Below are 17545 nucleotides of genomic sequence, written 5' to 3' on the forward strand. Positions count from 1 at the left end.
GACGGGCATGAGGATTAATCGGCGAGCACCACGGCGTCGCGATCGCGCCAACCCACCCAGACCGTCTCGCCATCAAGATGCGAGAGCGCCACCGGATCGAGCTGGGCCGACAGGAGTGCGCCGTTATCGAGGCGGATCGTCAACGTCGTGTGTGCGCCCTTGAACACGCGCCGCTCGATCTGGCCCTTGAGGGCAAAACGATCACTCGGCTGCTCGGGAAGACAGAACAGGGCTTCCGGACGCAGCGCGATCGTGACGTGGCTGCCAACCGCGTGATGGTGGCCGTTAAGATCGGCCCGGATCAGACTGCCCTGCCATTCAATTGTTGCAACATCGCCTTCGGCAGACACCAATCGGCCTTCGAGAAAGTTGCTCTGACCGATGAAGTCGGCGACGAAGCGGCTGCGGGGGCGGGCATAGAGATCATCAGGCGCTCCCATCTGCTCGATCCGCCCCTTGTTCATCACCACCACGACGTCAGACATGGTCAGGGCCTCTTCCTGATCATGGGTGACGAAGATGAAGGTCTTGCCGGTCGTCTGCTGGATCGACTTCAACTCGATCTGCATCTCATGACGCAGCTTGGCGTCGAGTGCCGATAGCGGCTCGTCGAGCAGCAAGACATTCGGGTCCGGCGCCAGCGCCCGCATGAGGGCCACGCGCTGGCGCTGACCGCCCGACAGTTGCTCAGGCATACGCCCGGCAAAATCCTGCAGCTTGACCAGACCGAGGAGTTCCATGACCCGGCGGTGGATGGACGCCGAATCCAGCCCCTTCAGTTCAAGTCCGAAGGCAATGTTGCGCTGGACTGACAGGTGCGGAAACAGCGCATAGTCCTGAAAGACGATATTGACGTTGCGCCTGTTGGGCGGCAGATGCGAGATCGGCTGCCCGTCGAGGTAGATTTCGCCGGAAGATGGCGTTTCGAACCCTCCGAGCATTCTCAGCGTCGTGGATTTGCCGCAACCGGAGGGGCCAAGCAGGGTAACGAATTGGCCCGGCGCGACCGCCAGGTCCAGATCATCGACAGCAAGAGAAGCGCCGTAAGACTTGTTGACGTTTTTAAAATGAACAACCGGCTGCATAACTCAGCTCCTCGAACGGCGGGTAAAGTGCTCGGCATAAAGGCCGACGGCGGCGGTGACGATGAGGACGATGGTCGCCATCGCATTGATCTCTGGCGACATGCCGCCCTGGACTTTGGCGAAGATGAGCATCGGTAGCGTCGGCTTGTATCCACCCAGGAAGAAGGTGCGCACGAAATCGTCGATGCTGGTCAAGACACAGAAAATCATGCCGCCGATCAGCGCCGGCAGAATGTAGGGAACCGTGACGCGCATGAAGGCGATAAATGCGTCCGCACCGAGGTCTCTTGCAGCATCGACGAGATTGGCAGGCATGGAACGAAGGCGCGTCAGCACCATGATCACGACAAACGGCACCGCGTGTACGGTGTGGGACAGAATGATGGCGAAGGTGCCCGTGGGGATATCGACCATCCGGATGAATATCCGCATTGAGATGGCGTTGATGAGACCGGGAACGACGGCAGGCAGGCAGGCGAGCGCAAAGAGAATGGCCTTGCCGCGGATGCCCTCGGTAGAAATCAGCAGGGCAATCCACACACCGATGACGGTCGCTCCGATCGTGGTGGCAAACGCTATCCCGACCGAATAAAGCGAGGCTTCGATGAACTGCTTGTCCTGAAGTACCTTGCCATACCAATCCAGGGTCCAGTTACTGATCGGAAAGGCGATGAAGTTTGCATCCTTAAAGCTCATCGCCATCATCAGGGCCAGCGGCAAAAGCAGATAGATAACGAAAATGGCATAACAGGCGCCAAGTGCCGCCTTCGGAAGGTCGTTTAAGGGGGACCGCATCATCATCTCCTACATCAGCCGGACAGAGCGACCGCCAACGACGCGCATGAAGAGACCAACCGTCGTCAGCGACACGGCGAGCATCAGCATGGCGAAGGCAGCGCCTTCAGGCCATTTGTCGTTGGAAGAGTGGAAAAGCGTCGCGATCACCTCCGGGAAGATGACGGCGTTCGGCCCGCCGAGCAGCAGCGGAGCGGCGAAGACGCCGACGGCGGTGAGGTAAACCAGGCTGCATCCGGACACGATACCGTCTTTCGACAGCGGCAGGATAACGCGGCGGAAGCGTTGGAAAGGGCTTGCGCCAAGATCGGCAGCGGCATGCACCAGCTGTACCGGGATCTTTTCTATGGCTGAATAAAGTGGGAGCAGCATGTAGAGCGCCAGGAGGTAGATAACTCCGAAGCTCAGCGAGAAGGACGTGTAGAGCATCGGGATGGGCCGATCGATGACGCCGATCTCGCGCAACAGGACGTTGACGGCTCCCCGATTGGCCAGAAGCATGATGACCGAGAAGGTCCGGATCAGTTCTCCGGCCCAGAACGGGATGAGCAGGAGCAGCAGCGCCCGCATACGCTGCTTCGGCTGGAGCACCTTCGCCACGTAATAGGCAACCGGATAAACGATCACCAGGGTCGACACGGTAACGACGGCGGCAAATACGAGGCTGCGTATGAACGGCAGCACGTAAATCGAATCCGAGAAGAACAGGGCATAGTTGGCGAGCGTATAGCGCGTGGCCTCGTTCGGTTGAGGCGGATAGTTGTCCGTGAAGCTGATATTGGCCATTTGCAGGATCGGCCCGACATGCAGGACGAAAAGCCATATCACGGGTATCCCGGCAAGGAGTGCAAGGCGCGCATGGCGACTGTCTGCCAGCCGGCCTATGGTGGTTCGGTAAAGGGCGGAGCCTGTCACCTTGCCAATCCATCCGGAATAATGCGCCGGGGCTGGCGCGCCTTCCTCTCGCAGTTCAGTCATTGTCGTGTTCACCATGATCGTTCCCAGCTCTGGACAAGCTTTTTATTGGGGTCCTGCGAACCCGGCCGAGGTCGGGTTCGCATCGCAGCCGTAACTCAGGCAGCCTTGATTTCGGCAGCTGCCTTGTCGATCATCGCGTTCTTCATGGCCCGGTTGACCGAGCTGAAGAACTTGATGCGCTCCATCTGGTCCTGTGGAAGCGCCATGGCGGCCCGTTCGCGGTCGTTGAGCAGCTTGTCGACGCCATCAAAGGCCGAGGCGAAGCCCGACTGCCGAACCATGGCAGCCCCGATTTCCGGCGAGGCGAGGATAGCGTCCAGGAAGGTATAGGCAGCGTCCGCATTCGGACCGTTCTTCACCACGTTGAAGGAGTAGAGGAACCCGTAGGTGCCTTCCTTCGGAACGGACAGCTCGATGGGGTGACCGTCCATGATCAGCTTGGACGTCGGACCGGACCAGGCCTGCGCAACGTAGATGTCTTCATTCAGGAACATCTGCTGAACCTCGGAGCCCGCATCGTAGTATTTGCGAACCTTGTCCTTTTGGCTGATCAGGAAGTCGCGCGCCTTGTTGGTGGCTTCCTGGGCAACGGCTTCCTTGCCTTCATAGGTGACATAATCGCCGTCATTGCCCTGATAGAGCATGGTCAGCGAAAGGAAGTCCGAAATGATGTAGGATGTCAGGCCCTTGTATTCATCGTCGAACATCATGCCCCAGCTATCGGAAGGCTTGGTGTACTCCGTGTTACGGGCCAGACCTTCAAAGCCCGCGAGAAGGGGAACGCCGTAGGTTGAGCCATTGATGGTCAGTTGCGGCGCACCCTTGTAAGCCGCCGCCAGCTTGTCCCAGTTTTTCAGCCGGCTGGTATCAAGCGGCGAAAGGAGGTTGGAACCGATGAACTGGGAGAGCCGGTGGCCGGTCACCGTCACGATATCGGTCGATGGTGTGGCGCCTTCGGCCGTCAGAATGTTATATTGCTTGCCCTGATCGTCCGTCAGACGGATGCGGATCTCGATCCCCGTGTCCTTCTGAAACTGGTCGATGAAAGACTGCGGCACGAACTTGTCATATGTCGTGATATTGACGACCTTGCCCTGCGCGTGGGCGGAGCGCATCAGGCTGGGCGCCGCCAGGATGCCAGAGCCGGCAGCGAGCAGCTTGAGGGTGGAACGACGGGTCGCTTTAAACTCTTTCATGGCAATCTCCTTGTTTTTGTTTGACCGGTTTGATGGGCAGAGCACTTGCATTTTTAGGGAACGTCTCCTTCGACGGTTCCCCCATAGGTGACATCCGCAACACGTCCCGATGCGCCAGGATCGTGAGCGGTGAAATCGGGCATGCGTGCGGAAGCAACACGGATGATCAGCTGGATCAGCTCCTGGGCAGTGGCCGACAGCGGGCGCGCTGTTGCCGAGAAGATTCCCCAGAGGAACGGGATGTCGACGTCGAGCGGTCGCACAGTCACGCCCGCGGTCAGGGGACCGTAAGCGGTTGCCGGTTCGACAATCGCAATCCCCATCCCGGTCGAAGCGATCTGCACCGCACTCATCGCCGCGCTCGTCGCTATGATCCGTCGTGCGCGAACATTTGCCTCCTGCAGAGCCTTGTCCACCCGGCGACGCAGACGGAACGGATTAGCAAGCGTAATGACTGTCTGGCCGGCCAGGTCGGCCACGGAAATGACATCCTTGGCGGCCAGCGGATCGTGAACGGACAGAACGGCTGCACAGCGGCCCTGAAAATATCCGTGCGCTTCGAGGCCGGGCTGTTCGGCCGGGAGCGACGTCACACAGAAATCGGCGGTACGCCCCAGCACCGCCTGAACGGCGGCTTCGGCAGGCATGCTTCTTAAAAAGACCGTATGCGGAAGAAGGGCTTCCGGTAGTTCGGCGAGAGCAAGCGGCACCATACCCGTGGCAAAAGCAGGCGTAGCGGCGATCTCGACCGGTTCGGGCTCCTTGAGACTGATCCTTTGCGCTCGATTGCGCAGATGCTCGATGCCGCTGATGAAGCGTTCCGCTTCAGAATGAAAAGCGATCCCCTTGTCACTCGGCGTTATGCGCGGGCCATTGCGATCAAACAGCGGAAATCCAAGCGACGTTTCAAGGTCCTGGATAAGACGTGTGACCTGGGATTGCGAACGGTCAAGCAGGCGCGCAGCACCGGTGATGCTGCCTGCGGACATAACCGCAAGAAATGCCTCCAGTTCGCGTATCTCCATCGCTATCATGCATCCTTTGCATTATGACAAATTTAATGTGCATTAAACGCATGATGTCTGCTAGTGACAAAAGAGAATTTTTCGTTTGGGACGCGGAAGATGAAAAAGATGGCTTGCCGACTTCGAACTGTGCAGAAAATTGAGCCTCGGGGTGTGGCTTTTGCTCGTGCAGCACATGCATTTACTGGAAGGAGCCAGAATTTGCTGAGGGCGTAGGCAGGCGCGCGGATAAATGAGGCAGGGGAACCGCAAACACAGCCTCTGGCGCGCTAGAAAAAATGATGCATTTGCGCAACGATCGGCGGGCAATGTACAGAACCGGTTTGTGTTCTACGCGAAAGATAGAGACCAGAGGGTGGCGCCATCTCCACTCCTACAACCGAAAGGACAGATGACATGCGGATAGCCATTCTCGGTGCGGGTTCGATTGCTTATGGCATGGCGGCTTTCCTCGCCAATGCGGGGCATCATCCGTGCCTATGGTCGCCCTCCGGCCGCAGTGCCAAGCCGTTGTCGGAAGGCGAACCGCTCGTCGCTACCGGTGCGTTGGACTTCGTCGGTCCGGTCGAGGTCGCGGCAACCTGCGAGACCGCCATTGCGGATGCAGATGCGGTCATCATTGCAATGCCCGCAAACGGTCATCGTGCCGCCATCGACGCGGCGCTGCCGCATTTGCGGTCGGGACTGCCCGTCATCATCAGCTCCCATAGCTCCTTTGGAGCGCTCTATCTGTCGAAGCGGCTTTCCGAACGACAGCTCCGTCTGCCGATCATTGCTTGGGGGACCACGCTTCTGACGGCCCGCCGCCAAACCGACGGGCGCAGCGTCGTCGTCAACACCATCCGCCAGAAGGTGGACTTTGCCACCCTGCCGAAGTCGGCAGCCGCTGAGGGTCGGGGCCTGTGCACTGAACTCTTCGGTGATCGCTTCGTCGAACGTGACGGTTTGCTTGCCATCGCGCTCTCAAACCTCAATCCTCAAAATCATCTCGGGATCGCATTGCTCAACCTGACACGGATGGAAAAGGCGGAGAGCTGGGGACAGGGCGAACATGTCACACCGGCGGTCGGTCAGTTGATTGAGGCGCTCGACGCCGAGCGACTGTCAATTGCCGAGAGCTTCGGGCTGGAGGTTAAAACAGTTCGCGAACACTTTTCTCTCTCCTTCCACGTGCCCCTCGCCTCTGTTTCCGAAATGAACCAGCAGATGCATCGTGAAGGACGAGGCGGAATGGGCCCTTCCTCCATCGAAAGCCGCTACATTTTCGAAGATGTGCCGTTCGGTCTACTGCCAACCGTGCTTCTCGGCCGCATAGTCAACCGGCCTGCGATCCTGCACGAAGCAGGCGTTCGCATCTTTACCGCATCGGTCGCACACAATCTGGAGGCAGACAATGACCTGCTGCCGGAGCTTTCACTTGATCATCTCGGTCCGAGCGAGCTGCGGGAGCTTTGCGAGAGCGGATTTTAACGGAGCAGAGGAGCCGCCCGTGATCCCGACCGGCAGGAGCCGAGGGCCTTTGGCAATCCGCAGATCCTGAGAGAGATCGGCTTCCTGCAACGGCGGGCTGGCACGCGAACCGCAGTCCTGGATCGATTACACGAGCAGCTGGGCAGGCTCAGTCATCGTTACGGCATAGCTAAGTGAGCGCTTTCCGTCATGGCCGTAATTGGCCCGACGCGGATGTTGCCGGTTATTCACGAGGCCACAACTCTATTGCGTCCTTGTGCCTTGGCGAGCAGAAGGGCCGCATCCGCCCGTGCCAGCAGCGTGTCCAGCGGCCCGGCCTCCGGCGAGGTTGCCACACCCACGGAAATTGTTACGGTTCCAAGAAGTTTCCCGGCATGGGAAATCGCTGTAGCACTTACTGCCGTTCTCACTTTTTCGGCCAAACCGGCAGCGTCGCCCTTGAGCATCCCCGGCAAGAGCGCGGTAAATTCCTCTCCCCCATAACGGTAAGCCTCACCGTGATCGCCCAGCGTGTCACGAAGCGTTCGGCCCACATACTGCATGACCTTGTCGCCGGCATCATGACCATAGTCGTCATTAAAGCGCTTGAAGTGGTCGATATCGATCATCAGGCAGGCAAGTGGTGTCTTTAATTCGTCGCTCGCGAAACGTTGCACCCTTTCATCCAGATGCCGGCGATTGAACAACCCGGTCAAAGGGTCTTCGATAGCCATCAGCGTCAACTTCTCACGCAGCTGCAGATTGGCGATAGCAAGCCCGACATTTTCGGCAATCAGTTCGAGATAAAGCCGTGACGCATCGAGGTGCAGCGCCTGCCCTTCTTTTTCTTCCAGGTAAAAAAGCCCGATCATGTCGCCTTGCGCGGTCAACGGGACGCAAAGAGCGATAGCATCCGGATCATCCAGATGCTGACACGGCACATCGGTGTCGGAGAACCCGTTGGCGTGCGCCCGCCCGCGGCGCATCCCCCAGCACGCAGACGCAGGAAAACTGTCTCCGGCATTGTCAGGCGCTAGCCAGTCCGAACTGCGGTTGAGGATATTCTTGCTTTCGTTCAGGATATAAAGGCCGCCGGCAATGCCGGGAAAGATTTGCGGCGCAAAGCGCGCGACGATGCTGGCGAGCTCCCCCTGGTTCTGGCAGGCCTGCAGGCGGTGCATCATCTGCAGGATGAGGTCCTTGGTCTGTTGGTCTGCCCGTCGTTCCGCGTCGAGCCGATCGCGCTCGATGCCGCTCGCCCGGAAGATTTCAATCGCGGTGTTCATCTCGCCGATCTCGTCCCGGCGACTGTCGGGCAGCACCTCGACGGAATAATCCTGCTTTGCAAGCCGATCGATGATCCCGCTCATTCGCACCAATGGCATGGCGATCCGGCGTCTCAGGATGAAATAGAGCACCGCCAAGAATAGCCCCCCCGTCAGCCCCAGCATGATCTTGGCGATCACGCTCCACCAGTCGCTACGCGCTCGCGCCGCGGCCAACTGCGATCCGGTTCTTGCGGCTGTCAAATCGCGAAAATGCGCGACAGTCGCCAGAAGATCCTCTTGCAGTCTTTCATGCTCGGGGCCGAACAACGTGGACTGGGCAGCGCTCCTCTCACCGCGCTGAAATGCTTCGACCGCCGCGATCTCGAACTTGTCGAGTGCGTCCGCATCCGTTTCGATCTTTCGCAGCGCATCGACCTCGGCCTTCGGCAGCGCCTTCGACAAGAGCTGGTCAACTGCGGCTTCCCGGCTTCGCTCGCTTCCATCTTCGGCCCGGAACGCGTTGAGATGACGTTCTTCGCCACGCATAACAAACAGCCTAGCCTCGTCGGACCGGACCTCTGCGCCAAGTGCGAGGTCTTCCGCCAGACTATCCAGCGTCAGATGCTCTTCCACCGCGACACGCTCTTCGACGGCGCTGCGAGACGACATGATGAAGGCCGCGCCAGACAAAGCCGTCAAGACGACTGTCACTCCGTAAGCCGAGTTGGTGATCGCGCTTATTCTCATTCTCTAATACTACACACCGCTGCTTGCGGGAGGATTAAGACGCCGGTTGCGATTGCATGGTGCCTGCTCGACATTGCCGGCGCCGGCAGGCCCAGAGTTCAGCAAGCTGGCTGAAGTTGACTGGACAGTCAACGAGAGCGCCACGGAAATCATTCATTCCGTCCCGCGCGGAGATCGAGGTTCCAAATGATGTCCGGCATTCGCCGAAGCATTGGTCACACTGAACAATTGCGGCTATGTTATTGTGGCAGATCACGGGAGGCGGCCTTCGAGGGCCGGTGATTGATGGGTTTTACGGACCACGTTAAGGAAATCGAGCGGGTCGGACAGGGAACCAACACGGGCCGCGACGCCGTTGTCCTGGAGTCCTGGCGGCGCTGTCTGGACGCCTACCAGCTCGATCCGGCGCAGGCGCGCGAGGCAGTGATCGTTTCGGAAACACGGCTGCGGGAACACCGTCAGCAGGCGGAAGATCTGGTACACATCGCCCGCTCCGGCCTGGAGCGGCTCTACCGGCAGGTTGCCGAACAGAATTATGTGTTGCTGTTGTCGGATCGGCTTGGTGTCACCGTTGAATTCCTGGGTGACCCCTCCTTCAACAACAATCTGCGCAAAGCGGGGCTCTATCTCGGTTCCGAGTGGTCCGAGCCCCGGGCCGGCACCTGCGCGGTGGGCGCCTGCATTGCCACGGGCGAGGCCCTGACGATCCACCAGACCGACCATTTTGACATCACCCACACACCCCTGTCCTGCACGGCAGCCCCTATCTATGATACGCAAGGATCATTGGCGGCCGTTCTCGACATTTCACTCCTCAGTTCGCCAATCCTGAAAGCCAGCCAGAACATGGCGCGTCATCTCGTCTCGTCGACGGTGCGGCGGATTGAGCTTGCCAATCTCATGGCAAACAGCCGTCACGATCTGGTCCTGCGCTTTGCGGGAGCGCCGGAGTTTCTCGACGTCGATCCGGAAGCGGCGATATCCGTAGACGGTGCGGGGCGCATCACCGGCATGACCCACGGCGGCGCCCGGCTTCTTGCCGCGTCGCGCGGTCTCGACTGGCGCACGCCCGAGCTTCTGATCGGCCAGCCCGTTACGGACTTCTTCCATGCGGGGCTCGACGAGTTAGCCTCGCTGACCCGGGCCAGCCTGCCCCAGGAACGGCGGATCGCCGTTCGAGACGGCTCGCTGCTCTTTGCCCATGCCATAGAACCGCAGCAACGCACAGGCAACGTGCCCTCTGCCCGCACTTCCGGCCGATCGCCGGCGATCAACAGGCTCGGCGGCAATGTGCCGGCGATCGACGACCTCAGGCGCAAGGTAGTCAAACTTGCACCCAGCAGACTGCCGATATTGCTGCAGGGAGAGACCGGGACGGGCAAGGAATATCTCGCCCGCATCATTCATGAGATGAGCGGGCTTTCTGGCCGCTTCGTGGCAGTCAATTGCGCCGCCATTCCGGAGCAGCTGATCGAGAGTGAACTTTTCGGTTACGTCCCGGGGGCTTTTACCGGGGCACTGGCCAAGGGGAAAAAGGGGTTGATCGAGGAGGCCGAGGGCGGAACGCTCTTCCTCGACGAGATCGGCGACATGTCCTATGCCGCCCAGAGCCGGTTGCTCAGGGTTCTCGCCGAGGGCGAGGTGCTTCCCGTCGGCGGCTCGGTCGCGCGCAAGGTGGGTTTCCGTGTCGTCTCCGCTTCGCATCGATCGCTGGCCAACATGGTCGCGGCAGGCGGGTTCCGCGAAGACCTCTATTATCGGCTCAACGCCGCCGTCCTGTCGCTACAGCCGCTCCATGAACGCGAGGATCTGCCGTGGCTCCTCGAGCAACTGCTCGATAAACACAATACGAAGGACAGCCGCCTGACGTTATCGGGCGCAGCGAGGCTGCTGCTTCTCAACCATCGCTGGCCAGGCAATATCCGCGAACTCGACAATGCCATCGCCTTTGCCGCAGCACTGTGCGACGATGGTGTGATCGAGATCACGGACCTGCCGGATCATTTGTCGCAGCCTGCCAGCGTGCGCGTCGGCGACAGCTTCGAAGCAGACCTGCGTGCCGTCCTCACGAGTTGCAAGGGCAACGTCTCCGAAGCCGCCCGCCGTCTTGGTATCGATCGCACAACGCTCCATCGCCGGATGAGACGGTTCGGTATAGAGCGTCCGCACTAAGCCATTCATTGCGGCATCCACCACACCTGTCGCGCCACAGCTGTGGCGCAATCGTCGTCACATTCCCTGAAAACGCTGTGATTTCCAGCCCTCTCGACGGTCGGCTCGGCTGGCACGGCGGTTGCTCCTCCTGATGGCATGAAAAGCAGCCTTAAGGAGGAAACATGCGCGCCCTCAGATTTCACGCCGCAAAGGGCTTGCGGCTCGAGGACATTCCCGAGCCGAAACAGGCGGGACCGGGCCAGGTCATCGTCCGCAACCGCTTCGTCGGAATTTGCGGAACGGATCTTCACGAATACAGCTATGGCCCGATCTTCATCCCGACCGAGCCGCATCCGTTTACCGGCGCCCACGGCCCGCAGGTCCTCGGCCACGAGTTCGGTGGCGTTGTCGAAGCCATCGGTGAAGGCGTGACCTCGGTCGCCATCGGCGACCGCGTCTCGATCCAGCCTCTCGTCATGCCGCGCTCCGGCGACTACTTCGCCGACCGCGGCCTTTTCCATCTCAGCCCGCAACTCGCACTCGTGGGTCTCAGCTGGAATGGCGGAGGCATGGCTGAAGCCGCGCTGGTTCACGAATATAATGTCCAGAAGATCCCAGACGAGATGACCGATGAAGAGGCCGCACTCGTCGAGCCGACGGCGGTTGCCGTCTATGCCTGCGACCGTGGCGGCGTCACCGCCGGTAACAGCGTTCTCGTTACAGGTGCCGGCCCGATCGGCATGCTGACGCTGCTGGCGGCCCGAGCGGCCGGTGCCACCAAGCTGTTCGTCTCGGACCTGAACGATGCCCGCCTCGAGCTTGCCAAGAAAGTCCTGCCCGACCTTGTCGCCATCAATCCGAAGCGCGAGAAGGTTGGCGATGTCGTCCGCGCCCAGACCGAGGGCCAGGTGGGATGCGACGTTGCGATCGAATGCGTCGGCAACGAACACGCCCTGAAGGCATGCGTGGATGCTGTGCGCAAGCAGGGCGTCGTCGTTCAGACAGGCCTGCATCCGCATGAGAATCCGATCGACTGGTTCCAGGTCACGTTCCGCGATCTCGAGGTCAAAGGCTCCTGGGCCTATCCGACCCATTACTGGCCGCGTGTCATCAGCCTGATCTCATCCGGCCTCCTGCCGGCGACGAAGATTGTCACCAAGCGCGTCACGCTTGAAACGGCCGTGAAAGAGGGCTTCGACGCCCTCCTCGATCCGGCCGGCACCCACCTGAAGATCCTGATCGATCTCTCGAAATAAGCATCTCGGCCAAGGCCTGAAGGGAGAGGAGCCCTGAAGGCGGCGGTTTGGAGGCTTTGACGGAACGCCCGACAGCGGCGTTCCGTGACCATCACCAAGCAATCATGGAGGAGAATAAATGCTCGATATCAGCCCCGGAACCAAGATCGACACGGCCCTTGCGAAGCTCGAAGGAGCGCTGGCGAAAGGCGACGTGGACGCCGCCGCCAACCTGTTTCAGGCGGATTGCTACTGGCGAGATCTGGTGACCTTTACCTGGAACCTAAAGACCCTCGAAGGCCGCGAGCAGGTCCGCGACATGCTTTCCAGCCAGCTTGCCGCAACCAAACCGTCCAACTTTGTGCAGGACACCAGGGAGGCCGCCTCCGAAGCGGGCGGCGTTACCGAAGGCTGGTTCGAATTCGAAACGGGGGTTGCCCGCGGCTATGGCCATATCCGTTTGAAGGATGGTCTGATCTGGACCCTCTTGACCACCATGACCGAACTGAAGGGCCATGAGGAGCCGAAGGGCTTCCGCCGCCCGATGGGGGCGGAGCACGGCCATGACAGAAACCGCACGACCTGGAAGGAAAAGCGCGAAAGCGAGGCGGCGGAACTCGGTTACACGTCCCAGCCCTATGTCGTCATCATCGGTGGCGGCCAAGGCGGCATCGCGCTCGGCGCACGCCTTCGTCAGCTCGGCGTTCCGACGATCATCATAGAGAAGAACGAGCGGCCCGGTGACAGCTGGCGCAAGCGCTACAAGTCACTCTGCCTGCACGACCCTGTGTGGTACGATCACCTTCCTTACATTCCCTTCCCGGAAAACTGGCCGGTATTCACCCCAAAGGACAAGGTGGGCGACTGGCTGGAAATGTACACCAAGGTGATGGAACTGAATTACTGGGGCTCCACGACCTGCAAATCCGCCCAATACGACGAGAAGACCGGCGAATGGACCGTCGTCGTCGATCGCGACGGCAGAGAGGTCGTCCTCAAGCCGAAGCAGCTCGTGCTGGCAACGGGCATGTCGGGCAAGGCCAATGTGCCGAAATTCCCCGGTCAGGACATCTTCAAGGGCGAGCAGCAGCATTCTTCCCAGCATCCGGGTCCGGATGCCTATGCCGGCAAGAAGGTGGTCGTCATTGGCTCCAACAACTCGGCCCACGATATCTGCGCAGCGCTCTGGGAAGCCGGCGCCGATGTCACCATGCTGCAGCGCTCGTCGACGCATATCGTCAAGTCGGACTCGCTGATGGAGATCGGCCTTGGCGATCTTTATTCCGAGCGGGCGGTTCAGGGCGGCATGACGACGCGCAAGGCCGATCTGATCTTTGCGTCGCTGCCCTACCGGATCATGCATGAGTTCCAGATCCCGATCTACAACAGGATTCGGGAAAGGGATGCCGAGTTCTACCAAGCGCTCGAAAAGGCCGGTTTCATGCTCGACTTCGGCGACGACGATTCGGGCCTGTTCATGAAATACCTGCGGAGGGGATCAGGATATTACATCGACGTGGGGGCCTGCGATCTGGTCATCGACGGTTCGATCAAACTGAAGTCTGGCGTCGACGTCTCGCATCTGACAGAGAACGCAGTCGTCCTGAAGGATGGGACGGAGCTGCCGGCTGACCTCGTGGTCTACGCCACCGGCTACGGTTCAATGAACGGCTGGGCCGCCGATCTCATCTCGCGCGACGTGGCGGACAAGGTCGGAAAATGCTGGGGCCTCGGCTCCAACACCACCAAGGATCCAGGCCCCTGGGAAGGCGAGCAGCGCAACATGTGGAAACCGACACAGCAGGAAGCCCTGTGGTTTCACGGCGGCAACCTGCATCAGTCACGCCATTATTCCCAATATCTGTCGCTGCAGTTGAAAGCCCGCCAGGTGGGCATCGAGACACCCATATACGGAATGAGCAAGCCGCATCACCTTGCCTAAGCACAAAAAGAGCGTCGGCTTTACCGGCGCTCTTTTTGTAAGCATCCTCCGTTGTTGAGTTAAATGGCCGGCCCCATCCTTCACGCTTGAAGAAATTGCCCGCCATGCAAACGTATCAAAGGCGACAATCTATTCGCGCGTTGCAAACAAGGAAGAACTCATCGAGGCGGTAATCCAGCGAGAATCCGACCTCACGATCACCGGCGGGCAGTTTCGAGCGTCCGAGTCACTGTCGATCAAGGAAGCTTTGATCGCTTTCGGCACGCGCTATCTTAATTTCATCAATGGACGTGAACTGCACGGATGGGACAGATTGATCGCATCGGCATCAACGGCCCATTCCGATCTACCGCGCAAATTTTTCGACGCTGGCCCCGGCCGCGGCCAAAAAATGCTCACCGAGATTATCGCAAAGGCTTTGTCCAAAGATGAACTGTGTGCTCTTGATCCCGGCGTCGCTGCGGAAGACCTGACCGGATTGTGGCTGGGTTTTGTCAATCTGGAGATAAAGCTTGGAGCCCGCCAGCCTCTGACGGACGCCGAGATCCAGCACAAGGTTGCAAGGGGCGTGGACCTCTTTCTCAAGATCTACGGACCTTCAGACACGGTTTCACGCTGAGCAAGACCAAGTCACTCCCGGAAAATTGAACCGCGTGTCGGCAATCCCTGGCCCGTCTTAAAACCTGACGGTCAGTCCTGCCGTGCCGACAAGACTGTAGCTGCTGCCGAAACTGACGAGACTTGTGTTGACGCCCACTTGCCCGTGGATGGCGTATTTTTCGTTACCCCAGGCATATGTCCCGCCGATCCCGAGACCACCCCAAAGGTTGTCCTGGGTGTTGACAAGCGCCGTGCCGGCGACCTCGGTCCTGCTATCCGGCAGACCGTTGTAGTAGAAATTGGCAATGCCATAAGCATGAATACGGCTGGTGTCGCCGCCCTCATCCTTCCAGCTGTTCTGGTAGTCGGTCGAAAGGCCCAGCCGGATAGTAAGATCGTCACCCTCGTCCAGCGAAACGGCGGCGCCATAGACGTCGGTAAAACGATCATACGTAACGTTGGAATAAGTAAGTTGCGCCTGCGGAGTCATCGACCAATTGTCGGCAAGTGCGATCTGCTGGCCGGCCTCGACGCCAATCGCATAGCCAAAGCCGCCATTGTCCGATGCCAGACGGGTTGCCGCGGTTGAGGAATTAAGTCTGCTGTCATACCAGGTCAGGCTGGCCTGGGCATCAAGGTAAAAGCCGCCAGACCCGTACCAGGTCAACGATCCACCCACACCATAGCCGTCGCTGCTGATCGAACCGTTTCCGAAAACCGACGTCACGTCACCTGCAATGGTGCCATATCGTACCGATAGCCCCCCGAAAAGATTGCCTGCCTCGCCCGAAAACAGCTCCTGGTCGAGGCCGGCCTGCAATTGCCATGTGTCGATGTCGAGGTTGGCGCCGGTGGTGGAGAACCGGGAATCCATGCTGGCGTGGCGGCCGACAATCCGGCCCCAGATGCCGGTTTTGTCCTCAGCTGCTTCGGTCAACGCGCCTGTCTCGCTCGTGCCGGTCATCCATGAACGGTTGCCGACGCGCTGCTGCAATGTTTCAGGCTCGTTGAGCCCCTGCAGCGCCGCGGCGTAGACCTCGTAGACCGAGGCTCCCGCCTGGTATAGCGGACCAGTCGGAACGCTGCCATTGAGCAATGCCGACCGCAGATACCAGTCACCGTCGGCGGGTGAGCTTATGCCACCCTGGTAGAGACGATAGGCATAGGCTCCGGCAACGACGGCAGCGTCCCCCTCGAAGGTATAGTTCCCAAGCAGGTGGAAATCGCCCGTGGATACGCCGCCGACATCGACGATTTTGATGCCTTCGCTGGTCTGCGCACCGACGCCGCCGAGATTGATGACGCGAACATTTGTGCTGCCCGACGCACCACCGGTTACCACCAGCAAATCCGTGGCCGAATTGTCGCCACCCAGAACCGTTTCGATTTCCAGCACGCCGCCATTGCCGGCATAATCGCCGGCGACTGTAAGGGTGCCGATCGAATTGCCCGGCGCGATGGTTCCGCCGGCAAAATTCGTCGTAGTCCCTACCTGACCAACGCCCTGCAACCGTCCGCCTATTACTTCGATCGACCCACCAAGCACACCATTAACCGAAAGGATGCCACCATACACCCTGGAGACACCCGAGAGGCCTGAACTATCGGCACTGAGAATGGTCTGCCCGGGACCCACCTGCCAAACGCCACCCGTCCCGGTAATCGTCCCGCCGAAGGTCACTATGTCGGAGCGATTGAAAGCCAGGACGCCGCTGTTGTCGACATTTCCGAGGATGCTGCCGCGCGTCCCGCCATCGCCCAGCTGCAGGACGCCGGCTGCAATCGTCGTACCGCCGCCATAACTATTGGCACCCGTGAGCGTCAGCGTGCCCGGGCCGTCCTTCGTAAGACTACCCGGTCCGGTCATTACCGGAGCGACGCGGATATTGTGACCGTTGGTATCAATGATACCGCCGCCGGAACCCAGGGTGACCTGCTGCGCGCCATAATTGCTGAAAAAATTCGTATTGTCTCGGATGGCGCGGACAATGCCGCCATTAACGGTGACGTTCGCCCTGCCCAGCCCGCCTCGGAAACCGCTGGTTTCCAGAACCCCGCGCGCGCCCGGCGCACCCAGCACATTCAGCGTGCCGCTGGCCGTGGTGTCCGATATGCCAAGATAGACGCTGCTGTTCGCGTAGACCCTCGCGCCATCGTCGATGGTCATGACGCCGGTTCCGTAATTGCCCAGGTTAAGGTTGAAGCTGGTCATTTCCCAGTTCGATCCCGCGCCGGTGACGGTGACGTTGCCATTGCCGCCGGAATTGGCGCCCACATAGCCCTGGCTGCTGGTCAGGCTGGCGCCGTCTTCGATCCGCAGATCGCCTTGGCTGAACAACCCCACCGTGAACTGATCCGTGACGATCCAGGACGAGCCCGACGTTAGAAGGGCCTCTCCGTATCCGCTGATACCGATAATGGCGTCATAGCTTGAGATTGTGGCACTATCGGAAAGCTCAACATTGCCTTGCCCCCAGGAACCGACGCTGACCCGCCCGGCGATAGAAACATGACCACCCTGCGTGACGTTCAGAGTACCGGCCCCCTCCTCTCCGATATTCAGGTCCTGCCGGAGAGACCAGCTGGATAAAGTGCCGGAACCGTCATCGCCCGAAACCGTCACGATGCCGATGCCGCCGGTGCTGGCACCGATGTAGCCGGTTTCCCCGGTCACGAGCCCACCTGCCAGGATGTCGAGGGTTCCTCGGCCATATTGCCCGATGACGACATTCCCCAGATTGTCCCATCGCGAATCCTGGCCCGAGACCGTTACGACGCCAAATCCTCCCGCATCGCCGCCGACATAGCCTGTGTTGTTCGTCAGTATGCTGCCATTGAAAACGGTCAAGCTGCCGAAATTGGTAAAACCGATGTCCAGGTCGACACTGCCATCGACGAGCGCAGGATCCGATGGTGTGCTGTCGCCGCCAATCGATACCTGTGCCCAGGCGGGCGAAAGCGTCGCCTGCGCCACGACCAACAGTGCCGTCGACATGAGGCATTGCCGGGATGCACGAACGTTATGGAGGAAACGGCTGTTCTGCATCGCAGACCTAGTTGAAAAATTGAAC

The 17545-nt window shown here is 59.9% G+C and carries 12 protein-coding genes and 1 pseudogene; 6 read left to right on the plus strand and 7 right to left on the minus strand.

Features of this window, described 5'->3' with window-relative positions; all coding sequences use genetic code 11:
* Positions 1-14: 14 nt before the first annotated feature.
* The 5 genes from K7A42_RS25815 to K7A42_RS25835 form a co-directional block, all read right to left on the minus strand.
* Positions 15-1085, minus strand: coding sequence for an ABC transporter ATP-binding protein (locus tag K7A42_RS25815; RefSeq protein WP_034497468.1), 1071 nt, complete (start codon positions 1083-1085; stop codon positions 15-17).
* 3 nt (positions 1086-1088) lie between these two features.
* Positions 1089-1880 (minus strand): ABC transporter permease, encoded by a 792-nt coding sequence (locus K7A42_RS25820; RefSeq protein ID WP_112556310.1) that lies wholly within the window; start codon positions 1878-1880, stop codon positions 1089-1091.
* Between the two features lie 9 nt (positions 1881-1889).
* Positions 1890-2873: an ABC transporter permease gene (locus K7A42_RS25825; protein ID WP_004446007.1), complete on the minus strand. Its 984-nt coding sequence runs from the start codon at positions 2871-2873 to the stop codon at positions 1890-1892.
* Positions 2874-2953: 80 nt separating this feature from the next.
* Positions 2954-4054 (minus strand): extracellular solute-binding protein, encoded by a 1101-nt coding sequence (locus K7A42_RS25830; protein ID WP_052808808.1) that lies wholly within the window; start codon positions 4052-4054, stop codon positions 2954-2956.
* 53 nt (positions 4055-4107) lie between these two features.
* Complete coding sequence (locus tag K7A42_RS25835) at positions 4108-5088, minus strand: LysR family transcriptional regulator (protein WP_048902906.1); 981 nt, start codon at positions 5086-5088, stop codon at positions 4108-4110.
* Between the two features lie 387 nt (positions 5089-5475).
* On the opposite strand from K7A42_RS25835, the gene K7A42_RS25840 reads away from it, so the two are divergent.
* Positions 5476-6549, plus strand: a complete 1074-nt coding sequence (locus tag K7A42_RS25840) for an NAD/NADP octopine/nopaline dehydrogenase family protein (RefSeq protein ID WP_034497479.1) — start codon at positions 5476-5478, stop codon at positions 6547-6549.
* 227 nt (positions 6550-6776) lie between these two features.
* Here the strand turns inward: K7A42_RS25840 and K7A42_RS25845 are convergent, their stop codons facing one another.
* Positions 6777-8543: a diguanylate cyclase gene (locus tag K7A42_RS25845; protein WP_112556313.1), complete on the minus strand. Its 1767-nt coding sequence runs from the start codon at positions 8541-8543 to the stop codon at positions 6777-6779.
* Between the two features lie 285 nt (positions 8544-8828).
* On the opposite strand from K7A42_RS25845, the gene K7A42_RS25850 reads away from it, so the two are divergent.
* The 5 genes and pseudogenes from K7A42_RS25850 to K7A42_RS25865 all read left to right on the plus strand — a co-directional run bounded on the left by K7A42_RS25850 (position 8829) and on the right by K7A42_RS25865 (position 14493).
* The gene (locus K7A42_RS25850) at positions 8829-10715 is read left to right on the plus strand and encodes a sigma-54-dependent Fis family transcriptional regulator (RefSeq protein ID WP_006697844.1); all 1887 of its coding nucleotides are present in this window, start codon (positions 8829-8831) and stop codon (positions 10713-10715) included.
* 164 nt (positions 10716-10879) lie between these two features.
* On the plus strand, positions 10880-11953 hold the full coding sequence (locus K7A42_RS25855; RefSeq protein WP_282456139.1) for a 2,3-butanediol dehydrogenase: 1074 nt from the start codon (positions 10880-10882) through the stop codon (positions 11951-11953).
* A gap of 118 nt (positions 11954-12071) precedes the next feature.
* A complete protein-coding gene (locus tag K7A42_RS25860; protein WP_112556315.1) occupies positions 12072-13874 on the plus strand; it encodes an NAD(P)/FAD-dependent oxidoreductase in 1803 nt (600 codons plus the stop codon).
* Positions 13875-13965: 91 nt separating this feature from the next.
* Positions 13966-14034, plus strand: a pseudogene (locus tag K7A42_RS26125) (TetR family transcriptional regulator); the annotation flags it as partial.
* 87 nt (positions 14035-14121) lie between these two features.
* Positions 14122-14493, plus strand: a complete 372-nt coding sequence (locus K7A42_RS25865) for a TetR/AcrR family transcriptional regulator C-terminal domain-containing protein (RefSeq protein ID WP_006697846.1) — start codon at positions 14122-14124, stop codon at positions 14491-14493.
* A gap of 57 nt (positions 14494-14550) precedes the next feature.
* On the opposite strand, the gene K7A42_RS25870 is transcribed toward K7A42_RS25865, so the two are convergent.
* Positions 14551-17469: an autotransporter outer membrane beta-barrel domain-containing protein gene (locus K7A42_RS25870; RefSeq protein ID WP_112556319.1), complete on the minus strand. Its 2919-nt coding sequence runs from the start codon at positions 17467-17469 to the stop codon at positions 14551-14553.
* Positions 17470-17545 lie beyond the last annotated feature (76 nt).

The sequence above is a fragment of the Agrobacterium sp. InxBP2 genome (assembly GCF_026191755.1).
GTDB lineage: Bacteria > Pseudomonadota > Alphaproteobacteria > Rhizobiales > Rhizobiaceae > Agrobacterium > Agrobacterium pusense.

What these genes read in the sequence shown, in the direction of transcription:
- K7A42_RS25815 (WP_034497468.1), bottom strand. Translation starts at nt 1,085, where the DNA reads ATGCAGCCGGTTGTTCATTTTAAAAACGTCAACAAGTCTTACGGCGCT.
- K7A42_RS25820 (WP_112556310.1), bottom strand. Translation starts at nt 1,880, where the DNA reads ATGCGGTCCCCCTTAAACGACCTTCCGAAGGCGGCACTTGGCGCCTGT.
- K7A42_RS25825 (WP_004446007.1), bottom strand. Translation starts at nt 2,873, where the DNA reads ATGGTGAACACGACAATGACTGAACTGCGAGAGGAAGGCGCGCCAGCC.
- K7A42_RS25830 (WP_052808808.1), bottom strand. Translation starts at nt 4,054, where the DNA reads ATGAAAGAGTTTAAAGCGACCCGTCGTTCCACCCTCAAGCTGCTCGCT.
- K7A42_RS25835 (WP_048902906.1), bottom strand. Translation starts at nt 5,088, where the DNA reads ATGATAGCGATGGAGATACGCGAACTGGAGGCATTTCTTGCGGTTATG.
- K7A42_RS25840 (WP_034497479.1), top strand. Translation starts at nt 5,476, where the DNA reads ATGCGGATAGCCATTCTCGGTGCGGGTTCGATTGCTTATGGCATGGCG.
- K7A42_RS25845 (WP_112556313.1), bottom strand. Translation starts at nt 8,543, where the DNA reads ATGAGAATAAGCGCGATCACCAACTCGGCTTACGGAGTGACAGTCGTC.
- K7A42_RS25850 (WP_006697844.1), top strand. Translation starts at nt 8,829, where the DNA reads ATGGGTTTTACGGACCACGTTAAGGAAATCGAGCGGGTCGGACAGGGA.
- K7A42_RS25855 (WP_282456139.1), top strand. Translation starts at nt 10,880, where the DNA reads ATGCGCGCCCTCAGATTTCACGCCGCAAAGGGCTTGCGGCTCGAGGAC.
- K7A42_RS25860 (WP_112556315.1), top strand. Translation starts at nt 12,072, where the DNA reads ATGCTCGATATCAGCCCCGGAACCAAGATCGACACGGCCCTTGCGAAG.
- K7A42_RS25870 (WP_112556319.1), bottom strand. Translation starts at nt 17,469, where the DNA reads ATGTCGACGGCACTGTTGGTCGTGGCGCAGGCGACGCTTTCGCCCGCC.